Origin of the sequence: Cupriavidus pauculus (assembly GCF_003854935.1) — a bacterium.
Taxonomy (GTDB): Bacteria; Pseudomonadota; Gammaproteobacteria; order Burkholderiales; family Burkholderiaceae; genus Cupriavidus; species Cupriavidus pauculus_C.
Genome location: NZ_CP033969.1, coordinates 1,103,038 through 1,127,855, shown reverse-complemented (window position 1 = coordinate 1,127,855; position 24,818 = coordinate 1,103,038). Strand labels below are relative to the sequence as shown.

The following is a 24,818-nucleotide window of genomic DNA, read 5'->3' as shown; positions in this document are numbered from 1 at the left end:
TGCCCGCTCCGACATGAATGATTTTTTCCATCGCCGGCAAGACGGCGCCCTGACCGTCGAACAGGTACCGCTGGCGCGCATCGCCGCCGACTTCGGCACGCCCACCTTCGTCTACTCGCGCGCGGCCCTGACCACCGCGTACAACGCCTACGCGGCCGCCTGCCAGGGCCGCAACGCCCACGTGCAGTACGCGGTCAAGGCCAATTCGAACCTGGCGGTGCTGCAGGTGTTTGCCCGGCTGGGCGCGGGCTTCGACATCGTGTCGGGCGGCGAACTGCTGCGCGTGCTGGCCGCCGGCGGCGATCCGCGCAAGGTCGTGTTCTCGGGCGTCGCCAAGAGCGAGGCCGACATGGCGCTGGCGCTGGAGCACGACGTGCGCGGCTTCAACGTCGAGTCGATTCCCGAGCTGGACCGCCTGAACGCCGTGGCCGGCCGGCTGGGCAAGCGCGCGCGCGTGTCGCTGCGCATCAACCCGGACGTCGACGCCAAGACCCACCCGTACATCTCCACGGGGCTCAAGGGCAACAAGTTCGGCGTGGCGTTCGAGGACGTGCTGCCGACCTACCGCGCCGCCGCCGCGCTGCCGCACCTGGAAGTGGCCGGCATCGACTGCCATATCGGCTCGCAGATCACCGAGGTGGCGCCGTACCTGGAAGCGCTGGACAAGGTGCTGGACGTGGTGGAGCAGCTGGAAGCCGAAGGCATCCGTCTGGCGCACATCGACGTGGGCGGCGGGCTGGGCATTACCTATGACGACGAGACGCCGCCGGACATCACCGGCTTCGCCACCACGCTGATCGACCGCGTGGCCGCGCGGGGCCACGGCCACCGCGAGGTGCTGTTCGAGCCGGGCCGGTCGCTGGTGGGCAACGCCGGCGTGCTGCTGACGCGCGTGGAATTCCTGAAGCCGGGCGCGGCCAAGAACTTCTGCATCGTCGATGCCGCGATGAACGACCTGGCGCGTCCGGCCATGTACGAGGCGTACCACCGCATCGAGCCCGTGGCGCCGCGCGCCGACGCGCCAGCCACGTACGACGTGGTGGGGCCGGTCTGCGAATCGGGCGACTGGCTGGGCCGCGAGCGCGCGCTGGCGGTGCAGCCGGGCGACCTGCTGGCCGTGATGTCGGCCGGCGCCTATGGCTTTGTGATGAGCTCGAACTACAACACGCGCGGCCGCGCGGCCGAAGTGATGGTCGATGGCGACGCCGTGCACCTCGTGCGCGAGCGCGAACTGCCGGCCGACCTGTTCCGCAGCGAGCGCCTGCTGAACGACTGACGCCCGGCCAGCCTCAAGCAAAGCCAAAGGGCGACGCACTGCGCGTCGCCCTTTTTTCATCGTGCCACGGCCTGCGCCTTCGGCAGCTTCGGCTTGCGCGCCCACCACCACACCCGCATGGCCAGCAGCACGAACACGACGGCCGCGTAGATCGACACCTCGCCGAAATCGTTCTTGCCGGCCTTGTGCCACCAGTAATGAAGGATGGCCAGCACGGCGATTGCATAGATCGACCGGTGCAGCGCCTGCCAGCGCTTGCCGCCCAGCCAGCGGATGGCCGCATTGAACGACGTGGCCGCCAGCGGCACCATCAGCACGAAGGCCGCGAAGCCCATCGTGATAAATGGCCGTTTGCCGATGTCCTGGATCATGTAGGCGACGTCGAACCCGCGGTCGACGGCCAGCCAGAGCAGGAAGTGCTGCAAGGCGTAGAAGAACGTGAACAGGCCCAGCATGCGGCGCAGCCGCAGCAGCCACGGCCAGCCGGTGAGCCGGCGCAGCGGCGTGACCGACAGCGTCACGCAGAGCATCACCAGCGTCCAGGTGCCGGTCGAGCGCGTCACGAATTCCAGCGGATTGGCGCCGAATTGCGACGTGGCGCCCAGGTACAGCAACCGCAGGAACGGCAGCAGCGCCACGATCCAGACCACGACCTTCACCGCGCGCACGCGCGCCGGGGCCAGCATCGCCAGCCCGCCCGCCGGGCGCCCGCCGTCCGATGCCGCCCGGGCCCGCGCCGCGGCCTGCAGGTCGCGCTCGGCCATCAGAAGTTCTTCCTCAGGTCCATGCCCTGGTACAGCGACGCCACCTGGGCCGCGTAGCCGTTGAACGGCAGCGTCTTGCGCTTGGGCGCGAACAGCGCGGCAAACCCGCCGCCGCCCTTGTCCTCGCCAATGCGGCGCTCGGTGGCCTGGCTCCAGCGCGGGTGGTCGACGTCGGGGTTCACGTTCGAATAGAAGCCGTACTCGCTGGGCGCCGCAAGGTTCCAGCTGGTGGGCGGCTGCTTGTCCAGGAAGCGGATCTTGACGATCGACTTGGCGCTCTTGAAGCCGTATTTCCACGGCAGCACCATGCGCACCGGCGCGCCGTTCTGGTTCGGCAGCACCTCGCCGTACAGGCCGAAGGTCAGCAGCGCCAGCGAGTGCATCGCCTCGTCCATGCGCAGGCCCTCGCTATACGGCCAGTCGAGCACGCCGCTGGACAGCCCCGGCATCTGCTTCTTGTCCGCCAGCGTGATGAACTGGACGAACTTGGCCCCCGGCTGGGGCTCCACGCGGCGGATCAGCTCGGCCAGCGGATAGCCCGTCCACGGGATCACCATCGACCAGCCCTCCACGCACCGCAGGCGGTAGACGCGCTCTTCCATCGGCGCCAGTTTCAGCAGTTCGTCGAGGTCGTAGACCTTCGGATGCTTGACCAGCCCCTCCACGGCCACCTGCCACGGCCGGGGCCGCAGCGTGCCGGCGTGGCGTGCCGGATCGGCCTTGTCGGTGCCGAATTCGTAGAAGTTGTTGTAGGTGGTGACGTCGGCGTACGGCGTGCGTTTCTCGGTCACGGCATAGGCGCTGTTGAGCGTGCCCGGCAGCTTGGCCAGCTTGCCCGGCGCTTCCTGCGCAAACGCCTGCCGCGCGAACCAGGGCGACGCCAGGCCCGTGGCGGCCGCCGCGCCGCCCAGCGCCAGCAGGCGGCGGCGCGACAGGTAGAGCGACTGGGGCGTGATTTCCGAGGCGGCGATATCGTCACCGCGCAGCCATTTGGGGGAAGGGATCAGCATGATTCGCAGCGTGTTGGGGGAGCCTGGAGCATTGGACAGCAAAACCGGGGCGAAGGTGCGGCGCCCCGGTTTTGCTGTCCGCAGGGTGCCGCAGGCGGGCGGCACCCTGCGCAGGCGGCTGGCCTCCAGCCGCCGTGCCCGTCAGGGCTTGGCGACGTGCCAGACGTTGTTGAGGTTGTCGCCGGTCTTGTCGCCCGGCTTGGCGTCCTTGGCAAAGCGGTACAGCGGCATGCCCTTGTACGCGTACTGGCGCGCGCCGTCGTCGCGCGTGATGATCGAGTAGCTGCCCGATGCGGTGCGGCCCGGCTCGGCCAGCAGCGGCGGCCAGTTGGTGGCGCACATGCCGTTGCAGGCGCTCTTGCCGCTATTGGCGGTGTCGCGGTCGAACGTGTAGAGCGTCAGGCCCTGCGGATCGGTCAGCACGCCGTTGGTCACCTTCACCGTCGGCGGCATGTTGCCCGCGCCGGACCCGCCCATGCCCATCCCGGAGCAGCCGGCCAGCAACACGGCGGCGGCTCCCACGGCCAGGGCAAACGGACGCAGCGCGGATACAGCAGTGTGACGATTGGTCATCTTCAGGTCTCCTTCTCGGGTCGGTGCCGCCAGTCGGCCCCGTTCTCCCTCAGTAAACACCCGATGTGACTTGTTTATTCCGTTTGCGCGAAAAAAAGTGCTGCTTCGGTGAGAAAAGTGGATTTATAGGCATATGTCGACCGGGAAGCGAACGAAAAAAAGCCTGCCGGGCAGGGGCAGGCTTTTGTACGACGGCGACACGCCGGATCAGAGTTCGCCGTAGCTATGCAGGCCGGACAGGAACATGTTGACGCCGAGGAACGCGAAGGTCGTCACCAGCAGGCCCACCAGCGCCCACCACGCCGCCACCGTGCCTCGCAGCCCCTTCATCAGCCGCATGTGCAGCCACGCTGCATAGTTCAGCCAGACGATCAGCGCCCAGGTTTCCTTCGGGTCCCAACTCCAGTAGCCGCCCCACGCCTCGGCCGCCCACAGCGCCCCCAGGATCGTGGCGATCGTGAAGAACGCAAAACCCACCGCGATGGCCTTGTACATCACATCGTCGAGCAGCTCCAGCGACGGCAGGCGTTCGGCCAGGATGCCCCGCTGCTTGAGCAGGTACGCCACCGACACCATCGCCGCCAGCGCAAACGTGCCGTAGCCGATGAAGTTCGCCGGCACGTGGATCTTCATCCACCAGCTTTGCAGCGCCGGTACCAGCGGCTGGATCTCCTGCGCGTTGCGGCTGACCGTGTACCAGAGCAGGAAGCCAACGGCCGCCGACACCACCAGCATCACGAACGGCCCCATCGCCCGCGTGGCATAGCGGCGCTCGTAGTAGAGGTAGAACAGCGACGTGATCAGCGTGAAGAGGACGAAGACCTCGTAGAGATTCGAGATGGGGATGTGCCCGATGTCGGCGCCAATCAGGTACGACTCGTACCAGCGCACCATCAGGCCGGTGAAACCGAGCACCACGGCCGCCCAGCACAGCTTGCTGCCGATGCTGGAGCCCGTATCGGACTTCGACGCAAACCCGACCCAGTGGAACAGCGTCGACAGGAACACCAGCGCGCTCATCCACAGGATGGCCGACTGGCTCGACAGGAAGTACTTGAGGAAGAACGCCTGGTCGGCGCGCGCCAGGCTGCCCTGGTACAACTGGATGGCGAACAGCGACAGCACCGCGATGCCCGCCATCAGCGGCCGCACCGCCTTCCAGTGCCAGCCGAGCAGCGCGAACGTCGGCACGGCGGCAATCAGCACCGCCTTGTCGTAGCCGTTCATCCAGTGACCGTACTGCATCAGCGCAAACCCGGCGCCCACGGCCAGCAGCACGGCAAACAGCCAGTCCACCCAGCCCAGCCGGCGCAGGAACGACGGTTCCAGGAAGTCGGCTTCCAGGGCCGCGCCGGCGCCTTCGTCAGGTGCGGCGGATTGTCGCGGCGTCAGGCCGGGATCGGCGTGATGGAGATTGGAGGACATGGCATTCCTGCTCTGCTTGTTGAAGCACTGTTATGTCTGCGGTTGGCCGGCACAGGCGGCCACTCACTTTCTACTATAGCGAGGGCCCCGGCCTATCATCGGCGCCTGATGGCCCGGATCGCGGTGCGTCCGGCGTCATCGGCGCCGGGCCGCTGGCTGGCACCGCCGTCACTTCGGCCCCGACGGCGCGCCCCACGTCGTCACGCAAGGTGACGAATTCCTTTTCGAAATCCATCGTGCGGCGCTGGGTGGACATCGCCATCAGGACATGGCTGCCCGCCGAATGGTCGAGGTCGCCGGGCTGCCTGTCCTTGATCCAGATCCAGACGCGCCGCTCGCGGATATAGAACATCGCGAACACGCCCAGGACCAGCAGCAGGCAGCCAAGATACACGATGTTCTTGCCCGGCGCACGGGTCATCTGGAACACGCTGGCGTTGACCTTCTGGAAGTCGTCGAGCTGCAGGAACACCGGCGCGGCGTAGAAAAAACTGTCTGACAGCGCGTTGATCGACTGCTGCAGGAACTGGCCGCTCTTGGCGTCGTTCGGCACGGCCGGCAGCTTGTCCTGCTCGCGCGCCAGCTGCCACAGTTCCCACATCGAACCATTGAGAATCTTCAGCAGCACGTCGGCGGCCTTCTGCTGCTCGGCCTGCGGGACCGATTTCTCCAGGAAGGCGGCGATGGCCGTGAAGCCACCCGGCGGCGCGTCCGGCGCGGCGCGCGTGGCGCCGGCAAACAGGTCCATCGCGCGCAGCGCGCTCTCGGCAAGCTGGTGGCGCAGCGTTTCCTTGTCCGCGCCGGGCATCGACACCAGCGCAAAGCGCCGGGCCGCCTCGCCCCGCATCGCGCTGGACTGCAGCGCGGCGCGCAGGCGCATCCAGTCGGCCACGCTCATCTGGTCGTCGGCCGGGATGCGGAGGTAGCGGAACGGCTCGCTCGGTGACTCGCGCATGCCAGCCAGGAACAGCGTCTGACCGTCGAGCTGCACCGGCAGCATGTAGTTGTTGAACTCGCGCGCCTGGCCGTTGCGGTCGCGCAGCTTGTACTGGACCGACGGCCCGACGTTGCGCAGGTCCTTGTCCTTGTCCAGGCTGGCGGCGGCGCCCAGGTGCTGCTCCAGCGTGGACTTGCGCGCCACGCCGCGCACGTCGGCCTTGCCCGACGCATCGGTCACGGTCTCGACGTTGATCTGGCGGAAGTCGCTGAACTCGACGGTCAGGCTTTCCTGGTCGGCCGCGGTGCCCGTGCCGGTCAGCTGGACGTTGCCGCCTACCGTGCCGGCCAGCGGGAACGTGGCGTGCGTGCTGCCCGCCATCGGATAGCCGACGAACTTGAGCCGCGACCCGCCGTCCTCGAAGCTGGACTGGTAGATCGCCACGCCGTCGACGATCAGCGGCTCGTTGACCTTGATCGTCGCCGCGGTCTGCTTGCCGGTCGCGCGGTCCGTCACCACCACGTCGGACGCGAACAGCTTGGGCATGCCGGTGGAGTAGTAGTCGACCGTGAACTTCTTGAGCGTGATCGAGAACGGCAGGTCTTGCACCAGCGCGCCGTCGGCGACATTGAGGATGGCCGTCGACACGGTGGCGCCCTCCGGCACGAATGCATTGCCGCGGAAGCCCGGGTTCGACGCCGACAGCCGGTGCTTGGCCGGGATCTCGCTGATGATGGCGTTGCCCGAGATGGGGGACTTGCCGCCGAACCACATCTGGGCGCGGATCAGCATGTCGCCGTCCAGCAGGCCGCCCACGCAGATCACGACGATGGCCGTGTGCGCGAGGATGTAGCCAAGCTTGTTGGCCGCGCCGGCCTTGGCCGCCAGCAGCGTGGCGCCGTCGTGCGCCACGGGCTTGACGCGGTAGCCGCGGTTGCGCAGCAGCGCGCCCAGCCGCGCGGCGGCCTCGGCACGGGGGCGCGGGGCATCGAACTCGCCCCGGTGGTGGAACGCCCGCAGGCTGCGCTCGCGCACGTGGTCTTTCCACGAGCGCATGTCGACGATCATCTTCGGCGCGTTGCGCGCGATACACAGCGACGTCGACACGACCAGAAAGCCGAGGATCAGCAGGAACCACCAGGAGCTGTACACCTTCTGCAGCGACAGCGCGTGGAACAGGTCCGCCCAGAACGGCCCGAACTGGTTCACGTAGTTCGGGTACGGTTCGTTCTGCTTCAGTACCGTGCCGATGATGCTTGCGATGGCAATCACCGTCAGCAGCGTGATGGCGAAGCGCATCGAGGACAACAGCTCGACGCCGTCTCGCAGCACGCGGTGTTGGGTCTTCAGGTGCAGGCCCGAAGTGGAAGGGGTGGACATGTACGGTAAAGCCTAAGGCCGGTTTGGCGCGCTGATCGGGAGCCCGCCAGTGTCACGCGCCGATGTGACGCGACGTGGTGGCGCGGAAAATGAAAAAGGGTGGACATGCTTCGGCAAGCAGGCCACCCTCTTCGATTGTCGGCCGCGCGGGCGGTTCATCCCCTGCGGGAATCCCCGGACGCGCCGCCCAGGTACGACTTAGCGGACGCCGGCGACGTAATCCGCCACCGCCTTGATCTCGGCATCCGACATCCTAGCGGCAATCGTGCTCATGACCGAATTGTTCTTGCGGGTGCCCTGGCGGAACGCCACCAGTTGCGCTTCGGTGTACTCGGAATACTGGCCTCCAATACGCGGATACTGGGACGGGATGCCGGCGCCGGTGGGGCCGTGGCAGGCCGCGCAGGCCGGCACGCCCTTGGCGGCGATACCCGCGCGGTAGATCTTCTGGCCGTCCTCGATCGTCGTCTTGTTCTTGGCCGTGGCAGGCTTGAGCTGCTGCTTGCCCAGGTAGGCGCCGATGTCCTTCATGTCCTGATCGCTCAGTGCCTGGGCGTACAGCGACATGATGGGGTTGTCACGGGTCTTGGCCTTGAAATCGGCAAGCTGCTTGTGCGTGTACTCGGGCTGCTGGCCCGCCAGCTTGGGATTGACGGCGGCGGTGCTGTTGCCGGCCGTGCCGTGGCAGGAGAAACATGCGGGAACATTGCGATCGGGAACACCCTGCGTATAGAGCGTCTCGCCCTTGGCGGGATCCGCCTTGGCGGCCTGGGCCTGCTCTGCGGCAGATGCCAGCCCTGTCATTGCCCCCAGCGGAACGGCCAGCGCCATGACACCCAGAAGTTTCGCAATGCGGTTCATCCTTACACCTTGTCAGATTTGTTATGAACACCGTAATGCATGCCGGTCTCCTTTCTCCCCCTGCCCGGCGGTGAGGAGGCGCCATGGGGCAAGAGCTGGTTACGCGGCTGCGCGAATGCCGAAAAATTGATCGCGGACAATACCGACAACCAATTTCAGGCTTCGCCGATGACATCCGGCAAGGATGCCACACGTCACCCGCTCAGGAGACCGTAAACCGGGTTATTGTACAATAAATCGCTTTCCGGATTGACTTAGGTCAGTCTCTGTGGCGACGTCTGCACTGGCCTCTTGCCAGCCCCGGGTCTAGCCGCTCCAACGCAACCGCGCATGTCCCTCCTACACCAGGCCCGATTCTTCAATACCGTCAACCATCTGCGCGACCTGCCCGCCACGGCCGTTCCGGAGGTGGCGTTCGCCGGCCGGTCCAACGCCGGCAAGTCGACGGCCATCAACACGCTGTGCAACCAGAAGCGGCTGGCGTTCTCGTCGCGCACGCCGGGCCGCACGCAGCATATCAACTACTTCACCGTGGCGCCGGTCAAGGCGACCGATCCGCTCGGGTTCCTGGTGGACCTGCCCGGCTATGGCTATGCCGAGGTGTCGGGCAGCGCCAAGTTCCACTGGCAGGGGCTGCTGTCCGACTACGTGCAGAGCCGTGCGCAACTGGCCGGCCTGATCCTGATGATGGACGCGCGGCGGCCGTTTACCGACCTCGATTGCCAGATGGTCGAGTGGTTCCTGCCCACCGGCAAGCCGATCCACGTGCTGCTGACGAAGGCCGACAAGCTCACGAACAACGAGAACGCCAACGCGCTGCGCGAGACCCGGCAGATGCTGGCCGACTACGCGCGGCAACTGGAGCATCCGCCGGCGCTGACCGCCCAGCTGTTCTCCAGCCTCAAGCGCCGCGGCATCGAGGAAGCCCAGCGCGTGGTGGCTGGCTGGCTGGCACTGCCCGAGGCCCAGCCGCCCGAGGCCGCCGCCCCGCAGGCCTAGGTACGGCGCGCACACCTGCCCAGCCCGTCACGCCGCCGGTCGCGCCGCCGGTCGCCCAAGCACGCCGGACAAAAAAAAGCCCCGTTGCAAGCAACGGGGTCCAACTTTCCCGCCGGTTCAGGGCGGGTACCCGCTCAGGGAGGAGTAGCGGGGGACACCGTGCTGCGCGAAGCAACACAAGGTGTCCGCGAGTATGATAGCGGGCACGCACAAAAGTTCTTTTTTCTTTCGGTGCGTGGATTCCCGGCACGCCGCGCGTTGTCGCGGCGACGGGCCCACGCCATCCGTCCACGACCCAATCCTCCCCGTTTCTGCCATGTCCACGTTCCCCGAGTATCGTCCCCGCCGCATGCGCCGCGATGACTTCTCGCGTCGCATGATGCGCGAGAACCGCCTGTCGGCCGACAACCTGATCTATCCGGTGTTCATCCTGGAAGGCCAGAACAAGCGCGAAGCCGTGGCGTCGATGCCGGGCGTGGAACGGGTGTCGGTAGATCTGCTGCTGCCGGTGGCCGAGGATTGCGTGAAGCTGGGCATTCCCGTGATCGCGCTGTTCCCGGTCATCGATCCGTCGATCAAGACGCCCGACGGCATCGAGGCCACGCGCGCCGACGGCCTGGTGCCGCGCGCCGTGCGGGCGCTGAAGGACCGCTTTCCCGAACTGGGCGTGCTGACCGACGTGGCGCTGGACCCGTACACGAGCCACGGCCAGGACGGCGTGCTCGACGAGAACGGCTACGTGATCAACGACGTCACGGTCGACATCCTGGTCCGCCAGGCGCTGGTGCAGGCCGAGGCCGGCGTCGATATCGTCGCGCCGTCCGACATGATGGATGGCCGCATCGGGGCCGTGCGCACGGCGCTGGAAAACGCCGACCACATCCACACCCGGATCATGGCCTACTCGGCCAAGTACGCGTCGGCGTTCTACGGCCCGTTCCGCGATGCGGTGGGCTCCGCGGCCAACCTGGGCAAGGGCAACAAGATGACCTACCAGATGGACCCGGCCAACACCGACGAGGCGCTGCGCGAAGTGGCGCAGGACATCCTGGAAGGCGCCGACATGGTCATGGTGAAACCGGGCATGCCGTACCTGGACATCGTGCGCCGCGTGAAGGACGAGTTCCGCTATCCGACCTACGTCTACCAGGTGAGCGGCGAGTACGCCATGCTCAAGGCCGCCGCGCAGAACGGCTGGCTGGACCACGACAAGGTCATGATGGAATCGCTGCTGGCGTTCCGCCGCGCTGGCGCCGACGGCATCCTCACCTACTTCGCGCGCGACGCCGCGCGCCTGCTGAAGGCCACGGCCTGACAGCCGCCGCATGCAGCTACTCGGCTTTTCAGCCAGCCAGGTGCATCCGCTCGCGACGCTGGATGCCGCGCGCGACTTCCTGGCCGGCAACGCGGCAGCCCGCTTCGTGTGGGCCGACTGCTCGACGGACGAAGTCACGCCCGCACCCGGCGCGTGGCGCGACCGGCTGGAGGCGCTGACCGGCGCCCCGATCCTCGACCTGCACCTGGCCGACGCCACCAATCCCGCGCATCCGTCGTTCTTCGACACGACAAACGCGTACGACATGGTGATCTTCCGCAAGCTGACGTTCGAGACCAGCCGGCAGTTTGCCGAGGCCGACGCGGCGCCGGGAGACGGGGCCGGCGAGCGGCTGGCGACGGGTGCCACGGTGGCGCCTTCGGCCGGCAACGGAAGCGTTGCCGGCGTGCCGCCGGCCGGTGCTGTGGGCGCGTCGCCGCTGCCCGCGCCGCGCAAGGCATCGCGCAAGTACCCGCCCGGGTTCCTGCCCGCGCTGGCGCGCATCGACACGCAGCCGGTGGCCTTCTTCGTCTTCGACAACGTGCTGGTCACCGTGCGGCCCGCGCCCTCGCGGACCATCGAGCAGGTCAGGCAGCGGCTGCTGGATACGTGCGGCGCGCCGGCGTCGGCCGCGCGCCCGAATGGCAGCGGTTCGCTGCTGCACGGCGTGCGCCCGCCCACGCGGCCCGAGGACCTGATGCTGCGGCTGCTGAACGCGATGGTGGACCGCTACCTGGACCTGCGGACGCCGCTGACGCGCCAGCTCGACCGCTGGCAGCGCGCGCTGCTGAGCACGCGACAGAGTTTTTCGAGCTGGGAGGGGCTGCTAGACGCCCGCATCCAGCTCCGCCGGCTTGAAAACCTCAGCGAGGAACAGCGCGACGCGCTGCAGGAATTCCGCGACAGCCTGCTGGACAACCGCTACAGCTCCGGCGATGCCGATCCCGGCGCCGCCAGCCGCGACGAAATGCTGCTGGTACGGCTGACGGACCTCATGGAGCACATCCTGCGCGTGCTGGCGCACGCGCGGCGGCTGGAAGACTCGATCGAATCGGCGGTGCAGATCCACTTCTCGGCGGTTGCCCACCGCACCAACCGCACGATGCGGGCGCTGACCGTCATCACGGCCCTGTTCATGCCGCTGACGCTGATCACAGGCGTCTTCGGCATGAACTTCGCGCGCATGCCGTGGCTGCAGGAGCCCAACGGTTTCTGGTGGTCGATCGGACTGATGGGCGGCGTGGTGGCGACGATCGGCACCATCTGGGCGCTCGGGCGCTGGCTGGACCGCTAGGCGGCCTGGGCGGCCGCCAGCGGGGCGCGCTCAGGTCTGCGGCGCCTTGCCCAGGGCCCGCTCCAGGCTGTCCAGGAAGCGGTTGGCCGACTGGTAGCCGATCACCCGCACCGGCCGCTCGCGTCCGTCCGGGCCGAACAGGATGATGCCGGGCGGGCCGAACAGCCCGAACCGCTTGAGCAGCGCCTTGTCGTCCGCATTGTTGGCTGTCACGTCGGCCTGCAGCAGCACCACGTTGGCCAGCCGCGCGCGGACCCTCGGATCGGGAAACGTCAGCTTTTCCATTTCCTTGCAGCTCACGCACCAGTCGGCATAGAAATCGAGCAGCACCGGCCGGCCCGCGGCCGCCGCCTGCGCGACCCGCGCATCGAGTTCCGCCACGCTGCGCACGCGGTCGAACCTGAGCGCGGCATCCTTGCCCGCCGGCGCGCCCGACACGGCGCCGGAGAATCCGCCAATGTGGGACAGCGGCTGCAGCGGATCGCGTCCGCCCGAGGCGACGCCGACGACCTGGATCGCGCCGGCCAGCGCCGCAACCAGGCCGAGACCCTTGCCCAGGCGCAGCAAGCCGCGCGGGTCGGGGCCCAGCGCGTCGAAGGCGCCGAGATAGACCGCGGCAACAATCAGCAGCGCGGCCCACGCGAGCATCACCAGCCAGGCCGGCAGCACCGGCGTGACCATCCAGATTGCCACCCCGAGCAGCAGGAATCCGAAAAAGCGCTTGGTGGCTTCCATCCACTTGCCGGCGCGCGGCAGCAGGTTGCCCGCCCCGACGCCGACCAGCAGCAGCGGCACGCCCATGCCCAGCGCCATGGCCAGCAGCGCGGCCCCCCCGACCAGCGCATCGCCGGTCTGCGCGATATAGGCCAGCGCCCCCGCCAGCGGCGCGGTGACACACGGGCCAACGATCAGCGCCGAAATGGCGCCCATCGCCGCTGCACCCGCAATCTGGCCGCCCTGGCGACGGTTCGACGACTCGGTCAGTCGCGTCTGCCAGCGCTGCGGCAACTGCAGTTCATAGAGGCCGAACATCGACAGCGACAGCGCGATCAGCAGCAGCGCGAAGAGGCCGAGCACCCAGGGGGTCTGCAGCGCCGCGGACAGGCCCTCGCCCGCCAGGCCCGCCGCCACGCCCACGGCGGTGTAGACCACCGCCATTCCAAGCACGTAGGCCAGCGACACGACGAAGGCCCGGCCGCGCGTGACATGCTCGCCGACGACGATCGACGACAGGATCGGCACCATCGGCAGCACGCACGGCGTGAACGTCAGCAGCAGCCCCAGCCCGAAGAACAGCCCGGCGATCAGCGGCAGGCTGCGGCTGGCCAGCGCGCCGGCAATACGGTCGTTGTCGTCGACCGGCGCACCGCGCACGCGTCCGGCCGACGATTCGCCGGCTGGCGGCTCGGCCGCGGGGCTATCGGCCTGGGGCGCGACGGGGCTGGAGCGCGCCGGCGCGTTGCGGTCGCCGAACAGGTTGCCGAGGACCGATCCGCCCACCTTGTAGACGCTCTCCATCGGCGGATAGCAGAGCCCCTTGTCCGCGCAGCCCTGGGAGGTCACCACCAGCGTCCAGCGGCCGTCGGCGGGCGCCTGCTCCACCGGCACCCTGACGACCACGGCGCCGCGGTATGTCTCCATGTCCTTGCCAAAGGTCTCGTCGAAATGCACCTTGCCCGCCGGCATCGACGGCTTGCCGAGCACCACCCCGGCCGGCTGGGCGGCAAACGCAAAGCGCTCGCGGTAGAGGTAGTAGCCGTCGGCCACGTCGAAGCGGACTTCGATCGTCGTCGGATCGATCTGGCGCGCGGCGAACTTGAACGCCTGTTCGGGCGGCAGGAAATCATCCTCGGTGGCGGCATGGGCGCCGCCGAGCCCGATCAGGCAGGCCAGCATCGCCAGCACCAATGCGACGATATGCCGCATGCCCGACCGCAGCCCGAAGCCCCGGCTGTCGCCTTGCCGCGACGCTGCACCGATACAGATCCCCGTCATTCCCATGTTTTTCCGTTATGTGTTCTGGCGTCAGGTACGCGGTGCCGGCCCGGTCGTTTCCGCCCGCACCCAGCCCAGGTAGGCCGGCAATCCGGCCTGCAGCGGCCATGCAACCACCTCGGGCACGTCGTAGGGGTGCTCGGCGCGGATGATGGCCTCCAGGGCCGCGTACTGGCCGGCGGTCGTCTTGATCAGCAGGGGCCATTCCTGCGCCTGCTCCAGCTTGCCTTGCCACCAGTACTCCGACTGGCACGGCGCCAGCCGGTTCACGCACGCGGCCACCCGGGCGGACAGTATCGCCTGCGTCACGCGGATGGCCGACGGCTCGTCCGGAAGGTTGGTCATCGCCATCCAGACGGCTTCAAAGGGTGCGGGCTGCGCGGTGCCGCTGGGGGCAGGTGTGACGGTCATGACAGGTCGGGAAGCACAAAACAAAAGAGCCAGGCAAAAGCCTGGCTCGATTGTAGTGCTGTGTCCGCTGGCCCGTCAGCGTGCGACGGACCGGGCATCACTTATTCCGCGGCTTCTTCGGCCGGGGCTTCGGTGATTTCCGGACGATCCACCAGCTCGACCAGCGCCATCGGCGCGTTGTCGCCCTGACGGAAGCCGAACTTCAGGATGCGGGTGTAGCCGCCCGGACGAGCGTTGTAGCGCGGGCCCAGTTCGGTGAACAGCTTGGTGACCATGTCGCGGTCGCGCAGGCGGGCGAAAGCCAGGCGGCGGTTGGCAACGGTGTCTTTCTTGGCCAGCGTGATGAGCGGCTCGACAACCTTGCGCAGTTCCTTGGCCTTGGGCAGGGTGGTCTTGATCAGCTCGTGCTGGAACAGCGAGTTGGACATGTTGCGCAGCATCGCGAGACGGTGCGACGAGGTGCGGTTCAGTTTCCGCAGGCCATGACGGTGACGCATGATGATTCCTTTCGATTACAGTGTTTGACCAGCTCTTCTATCGCTGCCGCCTGCGAGATCGCGGGCGTCGGCGCGGGCCGGTAGTGCTTCATTGCCACGGGCGGAATTGCCCGGGGCACATGACCGGCGAAGCCACCTTGCGGCAGCCTCGCCCTGCCAATTACTTCTCCAGACCTGCGGGCGGCCAGTTCTCGAGCTTCATGCCGAGGGTCAGGCCACGCGAAGCCAGGACTTCCTTGATCTCGTTGAGCGACTTGCGACCCAGGTTCGGGGTCTTGAGCAGTTCGTTCTCGGTACGCTGGATCAGGTCGCCGATGTAGTAGATATTCTCGGCCTTCAGGCAGTTGGCCGAACGCACCGTCAGTTCCAGGTCGTCCACCGGACGCAGCAGGATCGGATCGATCTGCGGCGCGCGGCTCGACGCGGCCTCGGCGGCCGATTCCGTGCCTTCCAGCGCGGCGAACACCGACAGTTGGTCCACCAGGATGCGGGCCGACTGGCGAATCGCTTCCTCGGGCGAGATCACGCCGTCGGTTTCGATGTTCATCACCAGCTTGTCCAGGTCCGTACGCTGTTCCACACGGGCCGATTCCACGGCGTACGACACGCGGCGGACCGGCGAGAACGAGGCGTCCAGCACGATGCGGCCGATGACCTTGCCCGATTCGTCGCCGAACTTGCGCACGTTACCCGGCACGTAGCCACGGCCTTGCTCGACCTTGATCTGCATGTCGAGCTTGCCGCCGGCGGACAGGTGGGCAATCACGTGATTCGGGTTGATGATCTCGACGTCGTGCGGCAGCTCGATATCGGCGGCCGTGACCACGCCTTCGCCATCCTTGCGCAGCGACACCGTGACTTCGTCGCGGTTGTGCAGCTTGAACACCACGCCCTTCAGGTTGAGCAGCAGGTTGACGACGTCTTCCTGCACGCCATCGATGGTGGAATACTCGTGGACGACCCCAGCGATCGTGACCTCGGTCGGGGCATAGCCGACCATCGACGACAGCAGGACGCGACGCAGCGCGTTACCAAGCGTATGCCCATAACCGCGCTCAAACGGCTCCATCACGACTTTGGCGTGGTGGTCGCCCAGCGGTTCGACGGCGATGATTTTTGGCTTGAGGAGTGCTGTTTGCATTAGGTTGTCCTTTTCAATACCCTCGGCTCGTTACACCGATAAGGCTGACGTTTGGAACCTGAGAAAACCCATCGCATGATGGGCAATAAGCCCGGCGCGCCGCAGGGCGCGCCGGGCTGAAAGCGAAGCCTTGATAACCAGGCAAGCGCTGAACCGTTCGAATGTCGGTCCGCGATTAACGCGAATACAGTTCGACGATCAGGCTTTCGTTGATGTCGCCAGAGATATCGGCGCGATCCGGAGCCTGCTTGAACGTGCCTTCGAACTTCTTGGCGTCAACGCTCACCCAGCTCGGGAAGCCCGACTGCTCGGCCAGCGACAGGGCCTCGGCGATACGGACCTGCTTCTTCGACTGCTCGCGGATCGACACGATGTCGCCAGCCTTGATCTGGGCCGACGGCACGTTCAGCGTCTGACCGTTCACCAGGATCGCCTTGTGCGACACCAGCTGGCGCGCTTCGGCGCGGGTCGAGCCGAAGCCCATGCGGTACACGACGTTGTCCAGGCGCGATTCCAGCAGTTGCAGCAGCTTTTCGCCGGTGTTGCCCTTGCGGCGGTCGGCTTCGGCGAAGTAGCGGCGGAACTGACGCTCCAGCACGCCGTAGATGCGCTTGACCTTCTGCTTTTCACGCAGCTGGTTGCCGTAGTCCGACGTACGGGCACCCGAGGTGCGGCCGTGCTGGCCCGGCTTGCTGTCCAGCTTGCACTTGTCGGCCAGCGAGCGACGGGCGCTCTTCAGGAACAGGTCGGTGCCTTCGCGGCGGGAAAGTTTGGCCTTCGGGCCGGTATAACGTGCCACTTTATCTTCCTTTGATCGATCGCGACGCCATCGAGACGCGCCGCGAGTCCGCCATCAGATCGTGGCGGACGGTGGGCTTATGGTTCTTCATCCGCCGTGGGCAAGCCACGCGGAGGCAACGCAAAAGCATGACGAAATCGCCCTCGCCCGAGACAGCAGTCTCGGCACGCGGACGCAAAACGAAAGCCCGCCGCAATGAATTGCAGCAGGCCAACGCGGGATACTACCACAGCCCGGAGACATAGGGCAAAGCCCCTCGCCCCGCAGGCCCAGCCTGGCGCTTAGATACGGCGGCGCTTCGGCGGACGGCAGCCGTTGTGCGGCACCGGCGTCACATCCTCGATCACGGCGATCTTGATGCCCAGCGCGTTCAGCGCACGGACAGCCGACTCGCGACCCGGACCCGGACCCTTGATGCGCACTTCCAGGTTCTTGATACCCTGGTCTTGCGCCACACGGCCGGCGTTCTCGGCAGCTACCTGGGCAGCGAACGGGGTCGACTTGCGCGAACCCTTGAAGCCCTGGCCACCGGCGGTTGCCCACGACAGGGCGTTGCCCTGGCGATCGGTGATGGTGATGATGGTGTTGTTGAACGAAGCGTGGACGTGTGCGATGCCGTCGGCAACGTTCTTCTTGACCTTCTTACGCGCGCGCTGGGCGGCGTTATTCGGACCTTTTGCCATTCGATTCTTCCTATGCCTTCGGCTTTACTTCTTCAGTGCCACGCCGGCCTTGCGCGGACCCTTGCGAGTACGTGCATTGGTGCGGGTACGCTGACCGCGCATCGGCAGACCCTTGCGGTGACGCATGCCACGATAGCAACCAAGGTCCATCAGACGCTTGATATTCATCGTGGTTTCACGACGCAGGTCACCCTCGACCGTGACCTTGCCCACTTCGTCACGAAGCTTTTCCAGGTCGGCGTCGGTCAGATCCTTGACCTTCTTGTCAAACGGTACACCGGTAGCCTCGCAAATCTTGCGGGCGCGCGAGCGGCCGACACCATAAATGGCCGTCAGACCGATTTCGGTGTGCTTATGGTTCGGGATGTTAACCCCTGCGATACGTGCCATTCGTCAATCCTCTTTCCGATTAGCCTTGGCGTTGCTTGTGGCGGGGATCCGACGAGCAGATCACGCGCACGACACCGTTGCGCTTGATGATTTTGCAGTTGCGGCAAATGCGCTTAACAGAAGCCAGCACTTTCATGATTTTCCTCTTCCTTCAATTCCAGTTCGCGTCACTTAGTCCGAAAGACGATACGTGCGCGCGACAGATCATATGGAGTCAGCTCAACCGTCACCTTGTCACCCGGAAGAATCCGGATGTAGTTCATTCGCATCTTGCCCGAGATATGCCCGAGTACTACGTGGCCGTTTTCAAGCTTGACGCGGAACGTCGCGTTGGGGAGATTTTCCAGGACCTCCCCCTGCATCTGGATGACGTCGTCTTTTGCCATACCTGGTGCCCGTCCCGACCCGGCAGTTCTAGCGCAAGGTCAGGTTACCCTTGAAATTCGCCTTCTTCAGCAGCGACTCGTACTGCTGCGACATGACATAGGACTGAACCTGTGACATGAAGTCCATCGTGACGACCACGATGATCAGCAGCGAGGTTCCGCCAAAATAGAACGGAACGTTCCAGCGCAGCACCAGGAATTCCGGCAACAGGCAAACCAGTGTGATGTAAATCGCACCGGCCAGCGTCAGGCGCACCAGGATCTTGTCGATATAGCGCGTCGTTTGCTCGCCCGGACGGATGCCCGGAATGAAGGCTCCACTTTTCTTCAGGTTATCCGCAACTTCCCGGCTGTTATAGACCAGAGCCGTATAGAAGAAGCAGAAGAATACAATCGCAGCCGCATACAGCAGGATGTAGACCGGCTGGCCCGGCGACAGCGTGGCGGCCAGGTCCTTGATGAACCGTCCCACCGTGCCCGTCGAGTCAGACGTGAACCAGCCCGCAATCGTCGCCGGGAACAGAATGATCGACGATGCAAAGATCGGCGGAATCACCCCTGCCATGTTCAGCTTCAGCGGCAGGTGCGACGACTGACCGCCGTACACCTTGTTGCCGACCTGACGCTTGGCATAGTTCACCAGGATCTTGCGCTGGCCACGTTCGATAAACACCACGGCGAAGGTCACACCAGCCACGATCGCAACGATCAGGATCGCCGCGATGATACTCATGGAACCCGTGCGGACCAGTTCGAACAGTCCGCCGATCGCGTTGGGCAGGCCCGCCGCGATACCGCCGAAAATGATGATCGAAATGCCGTTGCCCAGACCACGCTCGGTGATCTGCTCACCCAGCCACATCAGGAACATCGTCCCGGTCACCAGCGTGATGACCGCCGTTGCCCGGAACATCAGGCCCGGATCGTTAACCAGCCCTGGCTGCGACTCCAGCGCCACCGCAATCGACAGCGCCTGGAACGTGGCCAGAACCACGGTGCCGTAGCGCGTGTACTGCGTGATCTTGCGTTGCCCTGCCTGCCCTTCCTTCTTCAGCGCTTCCAGCTGCGGCAGCACGATCGTCAGCAACTGCATGATGATCGACGCCGAGATGTACGGCATGATGCCGAGCGCGAAGACGGTAAAGCGCGACAGCGCACCGCCCGAGAACAGGTTGAACATCCCGAGGATGCCACCCGACTGACTCTGGAAAAGCTTCGCAAGCTGGTCCGGATCGATCCCCGGCACCGGAATATGTGCACCGATGCGGTAGACGATCAGGGCCAGCACCAGGAACATCAGCCGGCGCTTGAGATCGCCGTACTTCGCCGTGTTCCTGGCCTGCGCGCTTGCATTGGGTTTCGCCGTGGCCAAACGATGCTCCGACTGTGACTTCGCCTATGCTGCGAATGCTACTGCGTAATTACGCTTCGATCTGGCCGCCAGCGGCTTCGATCGCAGCCTTGGCGCCAGCGGTGGCACCCAGACCCTTGATCGTCACCTTGCGGGACAGTTCGCCAGCCTTGATCACCTTCGCGGTCTTGACCAGCTCGCCCACCAGGCCAGCCTGCTTGAGGACCAGCAGGTCCACTTCGGCAGCTTCCAGGCGTTCGATGTCGCGCAGGGTCACCTCGGCCGTGAAGGCCTTGGTCAGCGAGGTAAAGCCACGCTTCGGCAGGCGACGGTACAGCGGCATTTGACCGCCTTCGAAGCCGACCTTGTGGAAGCCGCCCGAACGCGACTTCTGACCCTTGTGACCGCGACCGGCCGTCTTGCCCAGGCCGGAGCCGATACCGCGGCCGACGCGACGCTTGGCGTGCTTCGAACCGGCAGCCGGTTTCAGGTTGTTCAGTTGCATGTTGCTCTCCAAGTCCCGATCAGGCCAGAACCTTGACCAGGTACGAGACCTTGTTGATCATGCCGCGCACGGCGGGCGTGTCCTGCAGCTCCGAAACGGAGTTCAGGCGACGCAGGCCCAGGCCACGTACGGTGGCGCGATGATCCTCGCGCGTGCCGATCAGGCTGCGCACGAGTTGCACTTTTACGGTTTTCTGCGACATTTCGTTCACCTTAGCCGAGGATGTCTTCAACCGACTTGCCACGCTTAGCGGCGATTTCCGCCGGCGTGCTCATCTTTTGCAGACCATCGAGGGTGGCACGAACCATGTTGTAAGGGTTCGTCGAACCGTGCGACTTGGTCACCACGTTCGTCACACCCATCACTTCGAAGATCGCGCGCATCGGGCCGCCGGCGATCACGCCGGTACCTTCCTTGGCGGGCATCATCAGCACCTTGGCGGCACCGTGCTTGCCAACGACTTCGTGCTGCAGCGTGCCGTTCTTCAGTGCGACCTTGACCATCTTGCGACGGGCTTCGTCCATTGCCTTCTGCACGGCCACCGGAACTTCCTTGGCCTTGCCCTTGCCCATGCCGATGCGGCCGTCGCCGTCACCCACCACGGTCAGCGCAGCGAAACCGAGGATACGGCCACCCTTCACCACCTTGGTGACACGGTTGACCGAGATCATCTTCTCGCGGAGGCCGTCGTCGCGTTCGTCCTGTTGGACTTTTGCTTGCATCTTTGCCATGACGTATCTCTCTTTGAGCGCTTAGAACTTGAGGCCGGCTTCACGCGCGGCATCAGCCAGGGCCTTCACGCGACCGTGGAAGCGGAAGCCACCGCGATCGAACGCGACGGTTTCCACGCCAGCGGCCTTTGCCTTCTCGGCAACGCGCTTGCCCACCAGGGTGGCGGCGGCAACGGTAGCGCCGCTGCCAGTCAGTTCCTTGCGCACTTCTGCTTCGGCGGTCGAGGCCGAAGCCAGCACTTGCGTGCCGCACGGCGAGTACACCTGAGCGTAAATATGCGAATTCGTACGGAACACGGTCAGACGATTGATCTTCAGTTCCGCGATCTTGGCGCGGGTCTGACGTGCACGGCGCAAACGAGCGTCTTTCTTGTTCATCATTGCACCCCTTACTTCTTCTTGGTTTCCTTCAGGATGACGCGCTCGTCGGCGTAACGGACACCCTTGCCCTTGTAGGGCTCGGGCGGACGGTACGCGCGGACTTCCGCGGCAACCTGACCGACTTTCTGCTTGTCAGCACCCTTGATCACGATCTCGGTCTGCGTCGGCGTTTCGGCCTTCACGCCTTCCGGCATTTCGTGGATCACATCGTGCGAGAAACCAAGCTGGAGCTTCAGCGCGGAGCCTTGCAGTTGAGCGCGGTAACCCACGCCAACCAGCGTCAGCTTGCGCTCGAAACCGGTGGTCACGCCCTTGACCATGTTTGCCGCCAGGGCGCGCATGGTGCCTTGCAGGGCGTTCGCTTCGCGCGACTCGTCAGCCGGTTCGAAAGTCAGCGTGCCGTCGGCAACGTTGGCCTTCACCAGGCTGTGAATCGGCTGGGACAGCGTACCGAGCGGGCCCTTCACGGAGAGCACGCCAGCCGCCACATTCACTTCCGCGCCTTTCGGCAGCGCGATGGGAGCCTTACCTACACGGGACATGTTTGCTCCTTACGCGACGTAGCAGAGAACTTCACCGCCCACGCCAGTGGCACGTGCCTTGCGGTCGGTCATCAGACCCTGCGGGGTCGAGATGATCGCCACACCCAGGCCGTTCATCACTTGGGGGATGTCGCTGCGGCCCTTGTACACGCGCAGGCCGGGCTTCGAGACGCGCTCGATGCGCTCGATCACCGGACGGCCGGCGTAGTACTTCAGACCAATGGTCAGTTGCGCCTTGCCGCCGTCTTCCTGCACCGAGTAGTCTTCGACGTAGCCTTCGTCCTTCAGGACCTTGGCGATCGCAACCTTCAGTTTGGACGAGGGCATGACCACCGACGCCTTCTGCACGCCCTGGGCGTTGCGAATGCGCGTCAGCATATCGGCGATAGGATCGCTCATGCTCATACTGTTTCTCCTGTAGCCTGTGCGTAATTACCAGCTGGCTTTCGTCAGACCCGGGATTTCGCCCTTGAAGGCGATTTCGCGGATCTTGTTACGCGCCAGGCCAAACTTGCGGAAGGTACCGCGGGGACGACCGGTGATCGCGCAGCGATTACGCTGGCGGGTCGGGTTCGCGTTGCGCGGGAGCTTTTGCAGCTCGAGACGCGCCAGATAACGCTCCTCTTCCGACTTTTCTTGGTCGTCAATAATGGCCTTGAGGTTTGCGCGCTTGTCGGCATACTTCGCCACGAGCTTTGCGCGCTTCTTCTCACGTTCAATCAGAGCCAGTTTAGCCACGGTTACCCCTTAATTACGGAACGGGAACTTGAACGCGTTCAGGAGAGCCTTGGCTTCCTCGTCGTTCTTTGCCGTCGTCGTGATGCTGATGTTCAGACCACGCAGTGCGTCGATCTTGTCGTACTCGATTTCGGGGAAAATGATCTGCTCTTTCACACCGATGTTGTAGTTGCCACGACCGTCGAACGACTTGCCCGATACACCACGGAAGTCACGCACGCGCGGCAGGGCCACGGTCACGAAACGGTCCAGGAATTCGAACATGCGCTCGCCACGCAGGGTCACCATCGCGCCGATGGGGTAGCCCTGACGGATCTTAAAGCCGGCGATGGCCTTCTTGGCCTTCGTCACCACGGGCTTCTGACCGGCGATCTTGGTCAGATCGCCAACGGCCAGCTCAATGACCTTCTTGTCATTGATGGCTTCACCGAGACCCATGTTCAGGGTGATCTTGGTGAAACGCGGCACTTCCATGATCGACTTGTAGCCGAACTGCTTCATCAGCGCCGGCACAACTTGTTCTTTGTAAAACTCTTGCAGACGTGCTGTCATGCTCAACTCCTATCTGTGCCCAGAATCAAGCGGCCAGGACGGCACCGGTCGACTTCAGCACGCGCACGCGCTTGCCGTCTTCGACCTTGATACCGACACGCGACGGCTTGCCATTGGCATCCACGAGCGCAACGTTGGAAATATGCAGCGGCATCAGCTTGTCGACCACGCCACCGGTGGTACCCAGCATCGGGTTCGGGCGAGCGTGCTTCTTGGCAACGTTCACGCCTTCGACCACGACCTTGTCGCCTTGCACTGCCTGGACGACACCGCGCTTGCCCTTGTCCTTGCCGGTCAGCACGATGACTTCGTCGCCTTTGCGAATCTTGTTCATGGCGGCTCCTTACAGCACTTCCGGAGCGAGCGACACGATCTTCATGAAGCGCTCGGTACGGAGTTCACGAGTCACCGGCCCGAAGATACGGGTGCCGATCGGCTCGAGCTTGTTGTTCAGCAGTACGGCGGCGTTGCCGTCGAACTTGACGAGCGAACCGTCAGCGCGGCGCACGCCCTTGGCGGTACGCACGACGACTGCGTTGTAGATGTCGCCCTTCTTCACGCGACCGCGCGGCGCCGCGTCCTTCACGGTCACCTTGATGATGTCGCCCACGCTCGCGTAGCGGCGCTTGGACCCACCCAGTACCTTGATGCACAGCACTTCGCGCGCACCGGTGTTATCGGCCACTTCGAGCCGGCTTTCTGTCTGAATCATGGTGTTATCTTCCCAACTTAATCCGCCAGTCCTTCTGTAATTGAGGACAGCCGGTCAGTCTTGGTCCCGTCGGAGCCAGGCATTGCGCCAGCGCCGCTTGGGTTGATCAACTTGGAAGTCGGTAGTGGCCGCATCCAAACCTGCCGGATGCCTGCCCTTGGCTCGCTTCACAGGCCGCCGGGTGATGTTGCAAGGCGAGCGCAATAAAGCGGAAGTCCAGGATTATAGCAACACAATCCTGGACTTGCAAGTCAACGTCGTACTGTTGTACTTAGATGACGCGCGCCGCTTCTACCAGCCGGGAAACCACCCAGGACTTGGTCCGCGACAGCGGACGCGTTTCCTGGATCTCGACCTTGTCGCCTTCCTTGTACTGGTTGGCTTCGTCGTGTGCGTGGTACTTCTTCGAACGCAGCACGTACTTGCCGTACAGAGGATGCTTGACGCGGTTTTCGATCAGGACCGTGACGGTCTTGTCCATCTTGTCGCTCACGACACGGCCCACGAGGGTCCGGCGAAGCGACGTTTCAGTCTTCGCAGCTTCAGTCATTTCGCGTTCGCCTTCTCGGTCAGCACGGTTTGCACGCGCGCGATGTCCTTGCGCACCTTCTTCAGCTGGCTGGTGTTCTGCAGCTGTTGGGTGGCCTTTTGCATGCGCAGGCTAAATTGAGCCTTCAGCAGCTCGGAGAGCTCCTGGTTCAGGCCTGCGGCGTCCTTGCCGCGCAGTTCGGATGCTTTCATCCCAATCTCCTTACGTACCGACCTGACGCACCACGAAATTCGTGGCGATCGGCAGCTTGGCGGCCGCGAGGCGGAACGCCTCACGCGCCAGCTCTTCGCTCACGCCATCCATCTCGTACAGCATCTTGCCCGGCTGAATTTCAGCCACGTAGTATTCCGGGTTGCCCTTGCCGTTACCCATACGGACTTCGGCAGGCTTCTTCGAAATCGGCTTGTCCGGGAAAATCCGGATCCAGATGCGGCCGCCACGCTTGATGTGACGGGTCATCGCACGACGTGCCGACTCGATCTGACGAGCGGTCAGGCGGCCACGGCCCATTGCCTTCAGGCCGAATTCGCCGAAAGACACGGCGTTGCCACGGGTAGCCTTACCCGTGTTGCGGCCCTTCTGCTCCTTGCGATACTTCCTACGCTTCGGTTGCAGCATTG

33 protein-coding genes are annotated in these 24,818 nt (G+C 65.0%); 4 read left to right on the top strand and 29 right to left on the bottom strand.

Features of this window, described 5'->3' with window-relative positions; genetic code table 11:
* Positions 1 to 13 precede the first annotated feature (13 nt).
* Positions 14 to 1,276 (top strand): diaminopimelate decarboxylase, encoded by a 1,263-nt coding sequence (gene lysA / locus EHF44_RS06900; protein ID WP_124683052.1) that lies wholly within the window; start codon positions 14 to 16, stop codon positions 1,274 to 1,276.
* Between the two features lie 56 nt (positions 1,277 to 1,332).
* On the opposite strand, the gene msrQ is transcribed toward lysA, so the two are convergent.
* The 6 genes from msrQ to EHF44_RS06870 form a co-directional block, all read right to left on the bottom strand.
* Positions 1,333 to 2,040, bottom strand: a complete 708-nt coding sequence (msrQ, locus tag EHF44_RS06895) for a protein-methionine-sulfoxide reductase heme-binding subunit MsrQ (protein WP_124683051.1) — start codon at positions 2,038 to 2,040, stop codon at positions 1,333 to 1,335.
* Positions 2,040 to 3,050 carry a protein-methionine-sulfoxide reductase catalytic subunit MsrP gene (gene msrP / locus EHF44_RS06890; protein ID WP_124683050.1) on the bottom strand — a complete coding sequence of 337 codons (1,011 nt, stop codon included), beginning with the start codon at positions 3,048 to 3,050 and terminating at the stop codon, positions 2,040 to 2,042. Before msrP ends, msrQ begins: the two co-directional genes overlap by 1 nt.
* A 141-nt stretch (positions 3,051 to 3,191) precedes the next feature.
* Positions 3,192 to 3,623 carry a COG4315 family predicted lipoprotein gene (locus tag EHF44_RS06885; protein ID WP_124683049.1) on the bottom strand — a complete coding sequence of 144 codons (432 nt, stop codon included), beginning with the start codon at positions 3,621 to 3,623 and terminating at the stop codon, positions 3,192 to 3,194.
* A 207-nt stretch (positions 3,624 to 3,830) separates the two neighbouring features.
* Positions 3,831 to 5,048: a c-type cytochrome biogenesis protein CcsB gene (gene ccsB / locus EHF44_RS06880; RefSeq protein ID WP_124683048.1), complete on the bottom strand. Its 1,218-nt coding sequence runs from the start codon at positions 5,046 to 5,048 to the stop codon at positions 3,831 to 3,833.
* 73 nt (positions 5,049 to 5,121) lie between these two features.
* A complete protein-coding gene (locus tag EHF44_RS06875; protein WP_124683047.1) occupies positions 5,122 to 7,365 on the bottom strand; it encodes a cytochrome c biogenesis protein ResB in 2,244 nt (747 codons plus the stop codon).
* A 198-nt stretch (positions 7,366 to 7,563) separates the two neighbouring features.
* Positions 7,564 to 8,226 (bottom strand): c-type cytochrome, encoded by a 663-nt coding sequence (locus EHF44_RS06870; RefSeq protein ID WP_124683046.1) that lies wholly within the window; start codon positions 8,224 to 8,226, stop codon positions 7,564 to 7,566.
* A 330-nt stretch (positions 8,227 to 8,556) separates the two neighbouring features.
* On the opposite strand from EHF44_RS06870, the gene yihA reads away from it, so the two are divergent.
* From yihA to EHF44_RS06855, 3 genes are all read left to right on the top strand, one after another.
* Positions 8,557 to 9,225: a ribosome biogenesis GTP-binding protein YihA/YsxC gene (gene yihA / locus EHF44_RS06865; RefSeq protein ID WP_124683045.1), complete on the top strand. Its 669-nt coding sequence runs from the start codon at positions 8,557 to 8,559 to the stop codon at positions 9,223 to 9,225.
* Positions 9,226 to 9,541: 316 nt separating this feature from the next.
* Positions 9,542 to 10,540 carry a porphobilinogen synthase gene (gene hemB / locus EHF44_RS06860; protein ID WP_124683044.1) on the top strand — a complete coding sequence of 333 codons (999 nt, stop codon included), beginning with the start codon at positions 9,542 to 9,544 and terminating at the stop codon, positions 10,538 to 10,540.
* 10 nt (positions 10,541 to 10,550) lie between these two features.
* Entirely contained in the window at positions 10,551 to 11,834 is a 1,284-nt protein-coding gene (locus EHF44_RS06855; protein WP_124683043.1) for a magnesium transporter CorA family protein, read from the top strand.
* Positions 11,835 to 11,864: 30 nt separating this feature from the next.
* On the opposite strand, the gene dsbD is transcribed toward EHF44_RS06855, so the two are convergent.
* From dsbD to rplP, 23 genes are all read right to left on the bottom strand, one after another.
* The gene (gene dsbD / locus EHF44_RS06850) at positions 11,865 to 13,760 is read right to left on the bottom strand and encodes a protein-disulfide reductase DsbD (protein WP_124685020.1); all 1,896 of its coding nucleotides are present in this window, start codon (positions 13,758 to 13,760) and stop codon (positions 11,865 to 11,867) included.
* Positions 13,761 to 13,859: 99 nt separating this feature from the next.
* Positions 13,860 to 14,240: a divalent-cation tolerance protein CutA gene (gene cutA, locus EHF44_RS06845; protein WP_124683042.1), complete on the bottom strand. Its 381-nt coding sequence runs from the start codon at positions 14,238 to 14,240 to the stop codon at positions 13,860 to 13,862.
* Positions 14,241 to 14,341: 101 nt separating this feature from the next.
* The gene (rplQ, locus tag EHF44_RS06840; RefSeq protein ID WP_011299296.1) at positions 14,342 to 14,737 is read right to left on the bottom strand and encodes a 50S ribosomal protein L17; all 396 of its coding nucleotides are present in this window, start codon (positions 14,735 to 14,737) and stop codon (positions 14,342 to 14,344) included.
* Positions 14,738 to 14,897: 160 nt separating this feature from the next.
* Positions 14,898 to 15,878 carry a DNA-directed RNA polymerase subunit alpha gene (locus EHF44_RS06835; RefSeq protein ID WP_124683041.1) on the bottom strand — a complete coding sequence of 327 codons (981 nt, stop codon included), beginning with the start codon at positions 15,876 to 15,878 and terminating at the stop codon, positions 14,898 to 14,900.
* Positions 15,879 to 16,053: 175 nt separating this feature from the next.
* Entirely contained in the window at positions 16,054 to 16,677 is a 624-nt protein-coding gene (gene rpsD, locus EHF44_RS06830; protein ID WP_124683040.1) for a 30S ribosomal protein S4, read from the bottom strand.
* A gap of 281 nt (positions 16,678 to 16,958) precedes the next feature.
* Positions 16,959 to 17,360: a 30S ribosomal protein S11 gene (gene rpsK, locus EHF44_RS06825; RefSeq protein WP_008642963.1), complete on the bottom strand. Its 402-nt coding sequence runs from the start codon at positions 17,358 to 17,360 to the stop codon at positions 16,959 to 16,961.
* A 24-nt stretch (positions 17,361 to 17,384) separates the two neighbouring features.
* Entirely contained in the window at positions 17,385 to 17,750 is a 366-nt protein-coding gene (gene rpsM, locus EHF44_RS06820; protein WP_010812377.1) for a 30S ribosomal protein S13, read from the bottom strand.
* Positions 17,751 to 17,769: 19 nt separating this feature from the next.
* Complete coding sequence (rpmJ, locus tag EHF44_RS06815; RefSeq protein WP_008642959.1) at positions 17,770 to 17,886, bottom strand: 50S ribosomal protein L36; 117 nt, start codon at positions 17,884 to 17,886, stop codon at positions 17,770 to 17,772.
* A 31-nt stretch (positions 17,887 to 17,917) separates the two neighbouring features.
* On the bottom strand, positions 17,918 to 18,136 hold the full coding sequence (infA, locus tag EHF44_RS06810; RefSeq protein ID WP_010812378.1) for a translation initiation factor IF-1: 219 nt from the start codon (positions 18,134 to 18,136) through the stop codon (positions 17,918 to 17,920).
* 28 nt (positions 18,137 to 18,164) lie between these two features.
* Positions 18,165 to 19,508, bottom strand: coding sequence for a preprotein translocase subunit SecY (secY, locus tag EHF44_RS06805; protein ID WP_124683039.1), 1,344 nt, complete (start codon positions 19,506 to 19,508; stop codon positions 18,165 to 18,167).
* A 49-nt stretch (positions 19,509 to 19,557) separates the two neighbouring features.
* Positions 19,558 to 19,992: a 50S ribosomal protein L15 gene (rplO, locus tag EHF44_RS06800; RefSeq protein WP_124683038.1), complete on the bottom strand. Its 435-nt coding sequence runs from the start codon at positions 19,990 to 19,992 to the stop codon at positions 19,558 to 19,560.
* Between the two features lie 19 nt (positions 19,993 to 20,011).
* A complete protein-coding gene (gene rpmD, locus EHF44_RS06795; RefSeq protein ID WP_008642953.1) occupies positions 20,012 to 20,194 on the bottom strand; it encodes a 50S ribosomal protein L30 in 183 nt (60 codons plus the stop codon).
* A 10-nt stretch (positions 20,195 to 20,204) separates the two neighbouring features.
* Positions 20,205 to 20,723 (bottom strand): 30S ribosomal protein S5, encoded by a 519-nt coding sequence (gene rpsE, locus EHF44_RS06790; RefSeq protein ID WP_124683037.1) that lies wholly within the window; start codon positions 20,721 to 20,723, stop codon positions 20,205 to 20,207.
* A gap of 21 nt (positions 20,724 to 20,744) precedes the next feature.
* Positions 20,745 to 21,101: a 50S ribosomal protein L18 gene (gene rplR / locus EHF44_RS06785; protein ID WP_061956591.1), complete on the bottom strand. Its 357-nt coding sequence runs from the start codon at positions 21,099 to 21,101 to the stop codon at positions 20,745 to 20,747.
* An 11-nt stretch (positions 21,102 to 21,112) separates the two neighbouring features.
* Entirely contained in the window at positions 21,113 to 21,646 is a 534-nt protein-coding gene (rplF, locus tag EHF44_RS06780) for a 50S ribosomal protein L6 (RefSeq protein WP_124683036.1), read from the bottom strand.
* A gap of 9 nt (positions 21,647 to 21,655) precedes the next feature.
* Positions 21,656 to 22,051 carry a 30S ribosomal protein S8 gene (rpsH, locus tag EHF44_RS06775; RefSeq protein WP_124683035.1) on the bottom strand — a complete coding sequence of 132 codons (396 nt, stop codon included), beginning with the start codon at positions 22,049 to 22,051 and terminating at the stop codon, positions 21,656 to 21,658.
* A 27-nt stretch (positions 22,052 to 22,078) separates the two neighbouring features.
* Entirely contained in the window at positions 22,079 to 22,384 is a 306-nt protein-coding gene (gene rpsN / locus EHF44_RS06770) for a 30S ribosomal protein S14 (protein WP_008642942.1), read from the bottom strand.
* 9 nt (positions 22,385 to 22,393) lie between these two features.
* A complete protein-coding gene (rplE, locus tag EHF44_RS06765; protein ID WP_124683034.1) occupies positions 22,394 to 22,936 on the bottom strand; it encodes a 50S ribosomal protein L5 in 543 nt (180 codons plus the stop codon).
* Between the two features lie 25 nt (positions 22,937 to 22,961).
* Positions 22,962 to 23,270, bottom strand: coding sequence for a 50S ribosomal protein L24 (rplX, locus tag EHF44_RS06760; RefSeq protein ID WP_124683033.1), 309 nt, complete (start codon positions 23,268 to 23,270; stop codon positions 22,962 to 22,964).
* 9 nt (positions 23,271 to 23,279) lie between these two features.
* Positions 23,280 to 23,648: a 50S ribosomal protein L14 gene (gene rplN / locus EHF44_RS06755; protein ID WP_006576237.1), complete on the bottom strand. Its 369-nt coding sequence runs from the start codon at positions 23,646 to 23,648 to the stop codon at positions 23,280 to 23,282.
* Between the two features lie 271 nt (positions 23,649 to 23,919).
* Entirely contained in the window at positions 23,920 to 24,198 is a 279-nt protein-coding gene (gene rpsQ, locus EHF44_RS06750) for a 30S ribosomal protein S17 (protein WP_008642939.1), read from the bottom strand.
* Positions 24,195 to 24,389 carry a 50S ribosomal protein L29 gene (gene rpmC / locus EHF44_RS06745; protein WP_008642937.1) on the bottom strand — a complete coding sequence of 65 codons (195 nt, stop codon included), beginning with the start codon at positions 24,387 to 24,389 and terminating at the stop codon, positions 24,195 to 24,197. Before rpmC ends, rpsQ begins: the two co-directional genes overlap by 4 nt.
* Before the next feature lie 10 nt (positions 24,390 to 24,399).
* Positions 24,400 to 24,816: a 50S ribosomal protein L16 gene (rplP, locus tag EHF44_RS06740; protein WP_006576240.1), complete on the bottom strand. Its 417-nt coding sequence runs from the start codon at positions 24,814 to 24,816 to the stop codon at positions 24,400 to 24,402.
* Between the last annotated feature and the right edge of the window lie 2 nt (positions 24,817 to 24,818).